This window comes from Pseudomonas sp. NPDC089395 (genome assembly GCF_044749525.1).
Lineage (GTDB): Bacteria > Pseudomonadota > Gammaproteobacteria > Pseudomonadales > Pseudomonadaceae > Aquipseudomonas.
Window position 1 is genome coordinate 21,540 of the sequence record NZ_JBIVID010000008.1, and the last position, 12,073, is coordinate 33,612.

Annotated in this window: 15 protein-coding genes; 13 read left to right on the top strand and 2 right to left on the bottom strand. The window is 61.3% G+C overall.

Going from position 1 to position 12,073, the window contains the following annotated elements; genetic code table 11:
* The 5 genes from ACIPZG_RS17725 to ACIPZG_RS17745 all read left to right on the top strand — a co-directional run bounded on the left by ACIPZG_RS17725 (position 1) and on the right by ACIPZG_RS17745 (position 3,356).
* On the top strand, positions 1 to 864 hold the full coding sequence (locus ACIPZG_RS17725; protein ID WP_400715763.1) for an ABC transporter permease: 864 nt from the start codon (positions 1 to 3) through the stop codon (positions 862 to 864).
* Positions 865 to 1,055: 191 nt separating this feature from the next.
* Positions 1,056 to 1,544 (top strand): Hcp family type VI secretion system effector, encoded by a 489-nt coding sequence (locus ACIPZG_RS17730; RefSeq protein ID WP_400715765.1) that lies wholly within the window; start codon positions 1,056 to 1,058, stop codon positions 1,542 to 1,544.
* A 9-nt stretch (positions 1,545 to 1,553) separates the two neighbouring features.
* Positions 1,554 to 2,525 carry a hypothetical protein gene (locus tag ACIPZG_RS17735; protein ID WP_400715767.1) on the top strand — a complete coding sequence of 324 codons (972 nt, stop codon included), beginning with the start codon at positions 1,554 to 1,556 and terminating at the stop codon, positions 2,523 to 2,525.
* On the top strand, positions 2,522 to 2,899 hold the full coding sequence (locus ACIPZG_RS17740; protein WP_400715769.1) for a hypothetical protein: 378 nt from the start codon (positions 2,522 to 2,524) through the stop codon (positions 2,897 to 2,899). The genes ACIPZG_RS17735 and ACIPZG_RS17740 overlap by 4 nt, the downstream gene beginning before the upstream one ends.
* Positions 2,900 to 2,981: 82 nt before the next feature.
* Positions 2,982 to 3,356: a hypothetical protein gene (locus ACIPZG_RS17745; RefSeq protein WP_400715771.1), complete on the top strand. Its 375-nt coding sequence runs from the start codon at positions 2,982 to 2,984 to the stop codon at positions 3,354 to 3,356.
* Between the two features lie 178 nt (positions 3,357 to 3,534).
* Here the strand turns inward: ACIPZG_RS17745 and ACIPZG_RS17750 are convergent, their stop codons facing one another.
* The gene (locus ACIPZG_RS17750) at positions 3,535 to 4,092 is read right to left on the bottom strand and encodes a WYL domain-containing protein (RefSeq protein ID WP_400715773.1); all 558 of its coding nucleotides are present in this window, start codon (positions 4,090 to 4,092) and stop codon (positions 3,535 to 3,537) included.
* Between the two features lie 206 nt (positions 4,093 to 4,298).
* Between ACIPZG_RS17750 and ACIPZG_RS17755 the strand changes: the two genes are divergently transcribed.
* The 6 genes from ACIPZG_RS17755 (at position 4,299) to ACIPZG_RS17780 (ending at position 10,297) form a co-directional block, all read left to right on the top strand.
* Positions 4,299 to 5,087 (top strand): tetratricopeptide repeat protein, encoded by a 789-nt coding sequence (locus ACIPZG_RS17755; RefSeq protein ID WP_400715775.1) that lies wholly within the window; start codon positions 4,299 to 4,301, stop codon positions 5,085 to 5,087.
* Positions 5,088 to 5,264: 177 nt separating this feature from the next.
* A complete protein-coding gene (locus tag ACIPZG_RS17760; RefSeq protein ID WP_008096890.1) occupies positions 5,265 to 5,717 on the top strand; it encodes a MarR family winged helix-turn-helix transcriptional regulator in 453 nt (150 codons plus the stop codon).
* Positions 5,714 to 7,801 carry an FUSC family protein gene (locus ACIPZG_RS17765; RefSeq protein WP_400715777.1) on the top strand — a complete coding sequence of 696 codons (2,088 nt, stop codon included), beginning with the start codon at positions 5,714 to 5,716 and terminating at the stop codon, positions 7,799 to 7,801. Before ACIPZG_RS17760 ends, ACIPZG_RS17765 begins: the two co-directional genes overlap by 4 nt.
* Complete coding sequence (locus tag ACIPZG_RS17770) at positions 7,798 to 8,010, top strand: DUF1656 domain-containing protein (RefSeq protein ID WP_400715779.1); 213 nt, start codon at positions 7,798 to 7,800, stop codon at positions 8,008 to 8,010. Before ACIPZG_RS17765 ends, ACIPZG_RS17770 begins: the two co-directional genes overlap by 4 nt.
* On the top strand, positions 8,007 to 8,882 hold the full coding sequence (locus ACIPZG_RS17775) for an efflux RND transporter periplasmic adaptor subunit (protein WP_400715781.1): 876 nt from the start codon (positions 8,007 to 8,009) through the stop codon (positions 8,880 to 8,882). The genes ACIPZG_RS17770 and ACIPZG_RS17775 overlap by 4 nt, the downstream gene beginning before the upstream one ends.
* On the top strand, positions 8,879 to 10,297 hold the full coding sequence (locus tag ACIPZG_RS17780) for an efflux transporter outer membrane subunit (RefSeq protein WP_400715783.1): 1,419 nt from the start codon (positions 8,879 to 8,881) through the stop codon (positions 10,295 to 10,297). The genes ACIPZG_RS17775 and ACIPZG_RS17780 overlap by 4 nt, the downstream gene beginning before the upstream one ends.
* Positions 10,298 to 10,410: 113 nt before the next feature.
* Here ACIPZG_RS17780 and ACIPZG_RS17785 read toward each other — a convergent pair whose 3' ends face one another.
* Positions 10,411 to 10,866: an REP-associated tyrosine transposase gene (locus ACIPZG_RS17785; protein WP_400715785.1), complete on the bottom strand. Its 456-nt coding sequence runs from the start codon at positions 10,864 to 10,866 to the stop codon at positions 10,411 to 10,413.
* A 596-nt stretch (positions 10,867 to 11,462) separates the two neighbouring features.
* Here ACIPZG_RS17785 and ACIPZG_RS17790 point away from each other — a divergent pair.
* Both ACIPZG_RS17790 and ACIPZG_RS17795 read left to right on the top strand, forming a co-directional pair.
* Positions 11,463 to 11,657: a hypothetical protein gene (locus ACIPZG_RS17790; protein WP_400715787.1), complete on the top strand. Its 195-nt coding sequence runs from the start codon at positions 11,463 to 11,465 to the stop codon at positions 11,655 to 11,657.
* Positions 11,650 to 11,898, top strand: coding sequence for a DUF3077 domain-containing protein (locus ACIPZG_RS17795; protein WP_400715789.1), 249 nt, complete (start codon positions 11,650 to 11,652; stop codon positions 11,896 to 11,898). The genes ACIPZG_RS17790 and ACIPZG_RS17795 overlap by 8 nt, the downstream gene beginning before the upstream one ends.
* The last annotated feature ends 175 nt before the right edge of the window (positions 11,899 to 12,073 follow it).

The window sequence follows — 12,073 nt, forward strand, 5'->3', positions numbered from 1 at the left end:
ATGACCACTACACCTGTACGCCAGGAATACGAGGTGCAGCTGGAGCCCTTGCTCAGCGTGCCTGTGGAACGCAACCTGCCGCTGGCCCAGCGCCTGTGGCAGCACGGCTGGTTGCGCAAGGCGGTGATCCTTGTCGTGATCGCCGCACTGTGGGAGGGCATTGCCCGCTACCAGGGCAATGACCTGCTGCTGCCGACCTTCCTGCAGACCGCCGCCGCCCTTTGGGACGGCCTTGTCAGCGGGGAGCTGCCGGCCAAGGTCGGCGTGTCGCTGGTGATCCTGCTCAAGGGCTATGTGCTGGGTATTGTCCTGGCCTTCGGCCTCACCAGCCTGGCAGTGTCGACTCAGTTGGGCCGTGACCTGCTGGGCACCCTGACCTCGATGTTCAACCCGCTGCCGGCCATTGCCCTGCTGCCATTGGCCCTGCTGTGGTTCGGGCTGGGCGACAACAGCCTGATTTTCGTGCTGGTGCACTCGGTGCTCTGGGCGCTGGCGCTGAATACTTACGCAGGCTTTCTCGGCGTGTCGGAAACCTTGCGCATGGCCGGGCGCAACTATGGCCTGAAAGGGCTGCGCCTGGTGCTGCATATCCTGGTGCCGGCGGCACTGCCGTCGATCCTTTCGGGGCTGAAGATCGGCTGGGCCTTTGCCTGGCGTACGCTGATCGCGGCCGAACTGGTGTTTGGCGCCAGCAGTGGCAAGGGTGGGTTGGGGTGGTACATCTTCCAGAACCGTAACGAGCTGTATACCGACAAGGTGTTCGCCGGGTTGGCGGTGGTGATCCTGATCGGGTTGCTGGTCGAGGGGCTGGTGTTCAATACCCTGGAGCGGCTGACCGTGCGGCGCTGGGGGATGCAGCGGTAGACGGTTTTGCAGTAACAATTTCTAACATCCCATCGGCAATTTGTCGGTGAATCTGTAGGAAACGTCTGATTTTATCGCCGATCTCCTTTAAACGATTGCGGGGCTTCCTCCTTCGGGCCTAGCCTCATCCGCTCGTGACGGTCGCATCAAGTGACCTTCCCCGATCCAATCGTTTACAGGGAGCAGTGAACATGGCTTTCGATGCCTACATTCAAATCGCCGAAATCACGGGCGAAGCAAAGGACGAGAAGTACACCAACTGGATCGAGATTCTCGGCTACACATTCGGTACCAGCCAAAGCACGTCGGCCACCGCCAGTTCCGCTGGCGGCGCCACTTCTGGGCGCACCAGCCTGAGCAATCTGACCTTCACCAAGTACCTGGACAGTGCCAGTTGCAAACTGCTCGAAGCCAGTTGTGCCGGGCAGCACCTGAAAGAAGTGAAACTGGTCGTTTGCCGCGCCGGCAGTGACAAGCTCAAGTACTACGAAGTGGTGCTCGAAGAAGTGATCATCGCCGACTACGCACAAACTGCACACGCGGGCGTGCCGACCGAAATCGTCCAGCTCGACTACGGCCGTATCAAGACCACCTACACACGACAGCAGCGCGTCGATGGCAGTGCGGGCGGCAATGTGACCGGCGGATGGGACCGGATCGCCAACAAGAAGTTTGCGTGAGGGATGACCATGTCCGAGGCACGCAGCTTTATAAATCCCAAGGCGCAAAACTACGCAACGCTCAAGAACGGCACGCCGATGAACGCCAATCAGCGCGCCAAGTTCGATGTGCTGAATGCGCATATCGTCAATACAGTGGTCTTTGCCGGCGAACTGGTGATCGTGGGTGACCCGAGTACGCCGTCTTGTACCAGTCATGAGGCCTTTCTCATGGCCAAGGCAGTGGGCATTCACCGTGACATCGTGTTTAACGGCGGGGGCGTTGATGGCTTTCTGCTGGAGAACTTCGAGATGCTGCAGAGTCTGCTGGCGCATGCGTCCATGGGGGCCGGTGCAGCCAGCGATGGCTGGGCCAGGCACTTGGAGGCGATCAAAAAGACGATGGAGCAGATCGAGCAGCTGCACCGTGAGCATATGAGTGGCGGTGCGTTCAGGGCGCGGGAAGAGTTTTATGCCAAACGCGCAACACTTTTCATGCAGTTGAATGACCAGCTTGAGAATACCGCGGCTTTTGGCTCAGGACTGCGCAACCAGGGATCGATTAAGCGGATGTTGCAGTTGTCTACCAAAAGTTATTTGAGTGCGGGGGAGGTTTCCAATTATGCGCAGAAAATTACAGGGGTGGCTAGAGCTGCAAATTTAATCAAGAAAGGCGGCTATGTGGGCGTCGCATTAGATGTGGCGGCAACGGGTCTATCCATTCATGAGGCATGTACGTCAGGTCGCGAGGAAGAATGTAAAAAGGCTAAGTATGTCGAGGGAGGCGGTTTGATAGGCAGTACGAGTCTAGGAACTACTGTAGGCGCGGCGGGAGGTTTCGTTGCTCCTATCATCTGCGGTGCAATTGGCATTCCAACAGGTGGAGCGGGAGCGCTTGCTTGCGTAGTCATCGGTGGAGGCCTCGCCGGTATGGCGGGAGCAGAGTTAGGAAGTATGGGGGGAGAGGGGCTGGGCCTAATTTTATATGAGGCAGCAAAATGACGAGCGCGCAAGTAGCGGTGCTTGGTATATGTTTGTTTGCATCGCCTATATTAATCATTGGGGGATGGATATTCGTTGCTTGTCGTTATCTGGAATATGTCGAATCATTCTTCAAGAATAGCGCAGTGGTTGTTGGTAATAAAAATATCTTTGCGGGTGCTGGAGTGTTTGGGAAGGTTATGCGTGTGGGGTCTATTTCGGCGATGTTATCCATGAGCCGATTATGTATCCGCAAGGGTTTTCTTCACCCTGGGGATGTGCAGTCACTACCTGTGCGCATCAAGAGGCTGCTACTTTCTATATGGGCGTTGCACTTGATTGTATCTGCTTCACTTGCGGCTTTTTGTCTGTGGATAGGTTTTTTGCGGGGCTAACTGTTATTTGTAGGAGTTGTATGGTTGTAATTTTCATGAGGCTGATTGAAAGGGTTAAGTGTGGCTGTGCAGGAGTTTTATAATGGTTTTCGTCACGCCTGATGTGGTTGCTCTTATTGTGGTATCTATAATATTGCTTATGGCGCTGGTCATGTTCTCCATAGCCTATGTGGCGCGTAGCTATATTGAGCTAATAGAGTCGAGGCTGCCAAACTCTAAAGCGGTGGAGGAAAATAAAGCAATTCACAATAAAAATGAGCTGGTCGGGAAGATCATGCGTCTCCATGGTGTTGTAATGATGCTGCTCTTGCCTAGGATTTATGCTCGCAGAGGACTTGTTGAAATAGATGATGTAAAGGAGTTTCCCCGTGGGATGAAGTGTCTGCTTCTGTTTTTACACGGCTCTTTCTTTGCGTTACTAGGGGCCCTAGTGGGTATACGCTCTTGGCTACAGTAGTATGTGGTTCAAAAAGGCCTAATCTAATAGTAGCGCTGAAGGGCTAGTGAGCCCTCCGGGTCGTAGACGTCTCCATTGCTCGGTTCGCGGCTGGAAGTGGAGAGCGTACTGTTCGAGATAGCCGATGTTTCTGTACGTCCCTATCGCGGGCTTGCCGGCGATAGGGCCAGTACAGCCACTAATTCTGGTAAAGGGCAACCGCATTGCTCAGGGTTTTGGCTATCTCCTCTCGCAATTGATCCGGCTGCTCCACCATCACCCCATCCCCTTGGCTCAACACCCACCAGCGCAACGCCCAGCCATCGTCCAACGTGGCCTGCAGCCGATGCCCCTGCTCCAGCGCCGTGAGCTGCATGTCCGCACTCAAGGGCATCTCTCGCAACTGACGGGCCACCTGATCGCTGACCCAGGCCTGCAGTTGCAGTCCATCACCTTGGGCCGGCTGCAGCGTTTCACCGCGCAGATAACCTTGCAGGTCGAAGTTTCCGCGATGCTCTCCTACAACCTTCGCCGACCAGTGCCAGCCAAACGGAATGCTCTTGTCATTGCGTTCCAGCGGAAAGATCAGCGACAACTCATTAAGGTCGCGCTCCACCGTGCGTTTGCTGACGGAGAACCCCACATCGCGCAGGCGCCACACCAGTTCGGCGCTGGTTATGCCCGGTGAGCGGCTGGGTAGCTGGCGCAGCAACGCCCATTGACGGCTGAGGGTGGCGCGAGTAGTTGCGAACGGCAAAAGGTAACGTCCTTGTCTAGGCTTGCCGCAGTAGCATGGCGGCATGAGGGGGTCATGGCAATTAGCCATGGCACGATCAGATCAAGGAACCTGCGATTGGTTGCCACATGCCGAATCGTTCGCGACAGGTTTCGACGTGCCATCGCGCAGAATTACGCCTCATCACAGCCGCGGTCGGGCCTGTGGATCGTTCAATGAGGATGAACATGTCTGCTGTCAGCAATATCCATTCGCTGCTCGCCCGTCTTTTGCCTGAGCAGGTGATTTGCCCGCCGACCCTTGGCGGAAGGCGGCAGCGCCTGTTCGCCGGCGTGGGTTTGCCCAGCCAGCGGACGTTGCTGGTCAGCCGGCTGGATGAAGCATCGGACCTGCAGGCGGTGTATGCCGACCTGCGCCATCAGGCACTGGCCGGTAACGTGGCGGCGCTCAACGACCTCGGCTGGATCTGGCTGAATGGCAAGTATTGGCGCGCCGACACCGCGCTGGCCGGGCACCTGCTGCGCATGGCGGCCCTGCAGGGCAATGCGGCGGCCTGGTTCAACCTGGGGCAGCAACATTACTTCGGCAAGGGCGTCGAGACCTCCTATGTGCAAGCTGCGCAGTGCTACCGGCAGGCGTTCGAGCGGGGCATGCTGCACGCCGCTGCCGCGCTTGGCGATCTGTACGAGGAAGAGGTGTGCGATGCGGGGCTCGACTGGCAGGTGGATCTGCCAAGGGCTTATCAGTGGTTCTACCGTGGCGCCGAACGGGGTGAAGCGCGTTGTCGCTTCGAAGTGGGTTATCGCCTGCTGCATGGCTTGTGCGTGGCGGCCGATATCAAGGCCGGGTTGTATTGGCTGGAGCTGGCGGCCGCGACTGGGGTCATGCAGGCGGCCGAAGAGTTGGCGGTGCATTTCAGCCGGTTCGATGCGGTGCGCTATCTGGATTGGCGGGATCGGGCGGTGCAGATGGGCAGCAAGTTGGCTTTGGCGATGAAGCTGGAAGATCAGGTTTAGCTGTGCCTGTTGGGGCCTCATCGCCGGCTTGCCGGCGATAGGGCCAGTTCAGCCACCTTATCCCTGAGCATGAACAACAATTCATCCATTCCCTCCGTCGCCCCCGGTTGACGACAGGGGGAGGGCAAGGCGTATATTGATAGTTAGCAAACTATGAATATCCTTGGTTCCCCCCACATGACCCTTGACTCTCTGCGCCTGCAAGTCAGCACCGGCATGGTCGTTGCCGCTCGCCACTGGCGGCGGATCTGCCACTCGGCCCTGACCAGCTACGGCATTTCCGAAGCCTGCGCCGCGCCGTTGCTGATGATCGTGCGCTTGGGCGATGGCGTGCACCAGGTGGCCGTGGCCCAGGCCGCCGGCCTGGAAAGCCCGTCGCTGGTGCGCCTGCTCGACCAACTGTGCAAGGCCGGCCTGGTGTGCCGCAGCGAGGACCCACTGGACCGCCGCGCCAAGGCCCTGAGCCTGACCGCCGAAGGCCGTAGCCTGGCCGTGGCCATCGAAGCGGAACTGGTGCGGTTGCGCCACGACGTGCTGCAAGGTATCGACGAGGCCGACCTGCAAGCCACCCTGCGTGTGCTGCGTGCCTTCGAAGCCGCCGGCCTGGGCACGGCGGGCGGGGTGGCATGAACGGCTTCTTCAGCTCGGTGCCACCCGCCCGCGACTGGTTCTACGGTGTGCGTACCTTTGCCGCGTCGATGATCGCGTTGTACATCGCCCTGCTCATGCAGCTGCCGCGCCCGTACTGGGCGATGGCGACCGTTTACATCGTCTCCAGCCCGTTTGTCGGGCCGACCAGTTCCAAGGCCCTGTATCGCGCCATGGGCACGCTGCTCGGTGCTGGCGGGGCGATCTTCCTGGTGCCGCCGCTGGTGCAGTCGCCGTTGCTGCTGACGGTGGCCATTGCCCTGTGGACCGGCACCTTGCTGTACCTGTCGCTGAACCTGCGCACGGCCAACAACTACGTACTGATGCTGGCGGGCTACACCCTGCCGATGATCGCCCTGGCGGTGGTCGACAACCCGTTGGCGGTATTCGACGTGGCCTCCTCACGGGCCCAGGAAATCTGCCTGGGCATCGTCTGCGCAGCGGTGGTGGGCGCGATCTTCTGGCCGCGGCGCCTGGCCCCGGTGGTGGTCGGCGCTACCGGAAGCTGGTTCACCGAGGCGATCCGCTACAGCGATACCTACCTGGCCCGCGAGGTTGCCGCCGACAAAGTAGGCAGCATGCGCGGCACGATGGTCGCCACCTTCAACTCGCTGGAGTTGATGATCGGCCAGCTCGGCCATGAAGGCGCCGGCCCACACACCCTGAAGAACGCCCGCGAGCTGCGTGGTCGGATGATTCACCTGTTGCCGGTGATCGATGCCCTCGACGACGCCCTGGTCGCCCTCGAAGGCCGCGCCCCGGCGCAGTTCGCCCAGTTGCAGCCGGTGCTGGCCGCGGCGCGCGAATGGCTTGCAGGCACCGCCGAGCATGCCTCGGTGGCGCGCTGGACGGCACTGCACGAGCACATCGACCGCCTGCAGCCGGGCGCTGCCGCCCTTGACCAGCGTGCCGAACTGCTGCTGTCCAATGCGCTGTACCGTCTGACCGAATGGGTCGACCTGTGGCAGGACTGCTGCACCCTGCAGCACTTCCTGCGCACCGACGACGCCAAGCCTTGGCGCCCGGTTTACCGGCACTGGCGGCTGGGCCGCCTGACGGCATTTTTTGACCGCGGCCTGATGCTCTATTCGGTGGTGTCCACGGTGCTGGCGATCATCGTTGCCTGTGGCCTGTGGATCGGCCTGGGCTGGAACGACGGCGCCAGCGCGGTGATCCTCGCCGCCGTATCGTGCAGTTTCTTCGCCGCCATGGACGACCCGGCGCCACAAATCTATCGGTTCTTCTTCTGGACGCTGATGTCGGTCATCTTCTCCAGCCTGTACCTGTTCCTGGTGCTGCCGAACCTGCATGACTTCCCGATGCTGGTGCTGGCCTTCGCCGTGCCGTTCATCTGCATCGGCACCCTGACCGTGCAGCCGCGCTTCTACCTGGGCACCTTGCTGACCATCGTCAACACCTCGACCTTCATCAGCATCCAGGGCGCCTACGACGCGGATTTCTTCACCTTCCTCAACTCCAACCTGGCCGGCCCGGTCGGGCTGCTGTTCGCCTTCATCTGGACCTTGGTGATGCGCCCGTTCGGCGTGGAGCTGGCGGCCAAGCGCATGACCCGTTTCCTCTGGCGCGACATCGTCGAAATGACCGCGCCGGCCACCCTGGCCGAGCACCGCCAGGTTGGCGTGCAGATGCTCGACCGCCTGATGCAGCACCTGCCGCGCCTGTCGCAGACCGGCCAGGACAGCGGTGTGGCCCTGCGCGACGTGCGCGTAGGCCTGAACCTGCTCGACCTGCTGGCCTACCTGCCGCGTGCCGGCACCCAGGCCCGTGAACGCCTGCAAACGGTGATCGAGGAAGTCGGCAGCCACTACGCGGCCTGCCTGCGCGCCGGCGAACGCCTGCATGCGCCCGCCGCGCTGCTGCGCAACATGGAGCGTGCGCGCCAAGCGCTGAACCTGGATGAACTGTACGAACGCGGCGATGCCCGCACCCACCTGCTGCACGCCCTGAGCGGTCTGCGCCTGGCGTTGTTGCCGGGTGTCGAAGTGATGCTCGAGCCTGCCGAACAACCGCAACTGCCCCCTGGGCTGGACGGAGCGCCCCTGTGATCGGTGAACTAGATATCAGCGGGGTGTTCCTGCCCACGCTGCTGGTGATGATGTGCTGCACCTACCTGCTGTTTCTCGGGGTGCACGCGGTGCTGGTGCGTCTGCATTTCTACCGCCTGGTCTGGCACCGGGCGCTGTTCAACGTTGCTTTGTATGCCGTGCTGCTTGGCGCGGTGGACCATTTTTGCCGAAGCCTGATGCTGCCATGAAAAAACCTTTGTTGACCCTGGGCCGTGTGGTCCTGACCTTGCTGGTAGTGACCTTCGCCGCCGTGCTCGTGTGGCAGATGGTGGTGTATTACATGTTCGCCCCCTGGACCCGCGACGGGCATATCCGCGCCGACGTGATCCAGATCGCCCCGGATGTCTCCGGCCTGATCCAGAAAGTCGAAGTGCGCGACAACCAGACCGTCAAACGCGGCGATGTGCTGTTCACCATCGACCAGGACCGCTTCACCCTGGCCCTGCGCCAGGCCAAGGCCACCCTTGGCGAGCGCCAGGAAACCCTGGCCCAGGCCTCCCGCGAGGCGCAGCGCAACCGCAAGCTGGGCAACCTGGTGGCGGCGGAGCAACTGGAAGAAAGCCAGTCCCGCGAGTCGCGTGCCCGCTCGGCGGTCAGCGAGGCTCAGGTGGCGGTGGACACCGCCCAGCTCAACCTCGACCGTTCGGTGGTGCGCAGCCCGGTGGATGGCTACCTCAATGACCGTGCGCCGCGTAACCACGAGTTCGTCACCGCTGGCCGCCCGGTGCTGTCCGTGGTCGACAGTGCTTCGTACCACGTCGATGGCTACTTCGAAGAAACCAAGCTGGGCGGTATTCAGATCGGCGATGCCGTGGACATCCGCGTGATGGGCGACAACACCCGTCTGCGCGGCCATGTGCAGAGCTTCGCTGCCGGTATCGAAGACCGCGACCGCAGCAGCGGCGCCAACCTGCTGCCCAACGTCAACCCGGCGTTCAGCTGGGTGCGCCTGGCCCAGCGGATCCCGGTGCGTATCGCCTTCGACGAAGTGCCGCAGGACTTTCGCATGATCGCCGGGCGTACCGCCACGGTCTCGATCATCGAGGGGCAGCATCCATGAAACAGCTGATCCTGGCTGGCTTTTGCCTGTCTCTGGGGGCCTGCATGATGGTTGGCCCCGACTACGAAGTGCCGAAGGATGCGGCGGTGCAGCGCAGCGACCTCAACGGCTCGTTGCGTCAGGATGCCGATAGCGTGGTGTCGGCGCCGGTGCCCGAGGACTGGTGGCAGCTGTATCAGGATCGGCGCCTCAACGAGCTGGTACGCCAGGCGCTGAGTGCCAACACCGAGTTGCGTGTGGCCGCGGCCAACATCGCCAAGGCCCGGGCCCAGGTCGAAGTGGCCGAGTCGCAAGGTGGCTTCAATGGCGGCATCAAGGCCGGCGCCCAGCGTTTGCAGGAGTCGGGCGAAGCCTTCCTGCTGCCTGAGAAGGTGCCGGTGGCCAACATCGGCGAGGCGATCATCAGCGCTTCGTACCAGTTCGACCTGTGGGGCACCTTCAAGCGCGGCACCGAAGCGGCCCAGGCCAATGCCGATGCCGTGCAGGCTGCTGCCGACACCGCGCGCATCACCCTGGTGGCGGATGTGGTCAAAGCCTATACGCAGGTGTGCTCGGCCAACGAGGAATACCACATCGCCCGTGAGTCGCTCGACCTGCAGGAGCAGAGCGTGCAGCTCAACCAACGCCTGCGCGATGCCGGCCGAGGCGATGAAACCCAGGTCACCCGCTCGCAGACCCAGTTCAAGTCGTTGCGCGCCGAGTTGCCGCGCTTCAAGGCCGAGCGTGAGACCGGCATGTATACCCTGGCGGCACTGCTGGCCAAGCCGGTCGAGCAGCTGCCTGCCGGTACTGCCGATTGCGCCGAGCTGCCGCATTTGAATCAGCTGGTTCCGGTTGGCGATGGCGCCGCGTTGCTCAAGCGCCGCCCCGACGTGCGCCAGGCCGAACGCCAGCTGGCGGCGGCTACGGCGACTATTGGCGTGGCCACGGGTGCGCTGTACCCGGATATCAGCATCGGCGCCCAGGTCGGCACAATCGGCATTCTCGAAAACCTCGGCGAACCTTCGACCAACCGCTGGGGCTTTGGCCCGCAGATCAGCTGGACCATTCCAACCAACGGCACCCGTGCCCGCATTCGCATGGCCGAGGCTTCGACCCAGGCCGCGCTGGCGCATTTTGACGGCGTGGTCCTGAACGCCGTGCGCGAGACCCAGACCCGGCTTGCGCAGTACAGCGCCTTGCTGGACCGGCGTGATGCGCTGGCCGAAGCGGAGCAGTCGGCGAAGGAAGCGGCGGACCAGACGCACCGGTATTACCAGGCAGGGCGTGAGTCGTTCCTGGCCGATCTGCAAGCGACGCGCACCTATACCGATGTGCGTGCGCAGTTGGCGGCTGCCAATAGCCAGGTGGCGCTTGGGCAGATTGGGGTGTTCTTGGCGCTGGGTGGTGGCTGGAAGGATGCCGCCAAGCATTGAGGCCCAATCGCCGGCAAGCCGGCTCCCACCGGATTTGCGCAGAGCTTGAGGGCAGCGCCGACCCTGTGGGAGCCGGCTTGCCGGCGATGAGGCCCTGACAGACAACACCTCAATCAAAGCCAGATCGCATCCCAATGCGGATAATCCCCCACCCGATCAACCAAACCCGCCCGTTTCGGGTTCAACACGATATACCGCGCCACATCCTGCACATCCTCTTCGCGCCGCAAAGCCCGGTCGTGAAACCCCTTCTGCCAAAGCCTTCCATATCGCCCTAGATGATGGTTGATAACGCAGGTACTTCGCGACTTCACTCGGCGCATCAGGGTTTTCAGGCTCACCGGCCCCAATTCAATCAACCAGTGGAAATGATCAGGCATCACCACCCAGGCTAAAGATCGGGCGGCACCTTCCAGTTCGGCCTGGCGAAACTGGCTGACCAGCAGACGAGCCGAGTGAAACCCACTCAATACCGGGGCTCTGTGCAATGTGGTGCTGGTGAGGAGATACAGCCGATTCCTTTCTGAAAACCGGCCAATTCTCAACTGATTTGAATGGGGACGTTCCATGTTCCCTGCCTCCTGATGGTTAGCTCATCAGGCTAGTAATGATGGATCTGCAAGGTTTGGTTCAATTGGCACCTGGTGTTACAGCGGTGCCCCCATCGCCGGCAAGCCGGCTCCCACAGGATTTGCGCAGACTTGAGCGCAGCGCTGACCCTGTGGGAGCCGGCTTGCCGGCGATCGAGGGCGAAGCCCTCGTCAGGGTCGTAGGACATTTCCGAATCTGAAACCAAATGCTTCAGTTCTGGTTCTCTGTCGAATTATCCTACGGCACCTGTCGGAAGGTGCTGTCTTGGCTGGAAAGTGTTCCCGGAATACTGTCCTCGGGCGCCTCGCAAGGCGACCGGGCGTGAGACACCCGGCTGGTTACAGGTAGCACCGCTTAATGGCGGTCGTGCGTGGGCAAGCTTCGGTCTGGCCGGGTTCCTGTACCCCGGGTCTCACCCCATGCACGACTGCCACCCAAATCCGTGAGACGAGGAGGAAGGCAGAACATTTCCAGTACAGGAGATCCGCCATGAAAAAAGCTCGTCCTTGATCCACCCGCCTACCTTCTCGCACTCGACGTGCCTGCCGTTACCCTCGCAACCCCACCCGCGCCGATGGAACGCGATCTGCTGGTGAGCGCACTGACCCTCACCCTCGTCCAAACCGCCAATGTGCTTATCGACAGCCCTCCAGGCGTGCGCCGCGATGCCATGGGCATGAGCATGCGCGTCATGTGCGCTGTGCTCAACGCCGTCATGGATCACCCTGGCCTCAAAGCACTTGAGAACAGGAGCGAAGCCTGTGAATGAGCCACGCGACGCTTCAACGGCAGGTGTTGAAACTTTCGACTTGTTCACCCTGAAACCTGATGTTCCCTTCGGTCATGCCTTCTCGCAGCTGTCGGTGCTGCTCGGCTGCATCCGCTACCTCACCACCGAAGCGGAGATGGAAAATGACCGCGTCGCCGGTAGTGCGGCGCGGATTCTCAGTGAGATGGCCAAGGCCTTGATCGATGATCTGGAGCTGGGATTGAACAAGGTTCTTCAATAGGCCTTGAGTACCGGGGCCGCTGCGCGGCCCATCGCCGGCAAGCCGGCTCCTACAGGTACCCCGCTGGATCTGAAACGGCGGGGTACCTGTGGGAGCCGGCTTGCCGGCGATCGAGGGCGAAGCCCTTGCCAAGCATTTGTCTCAAGATTTTTCATGAAATCCGCCCACAAACCTT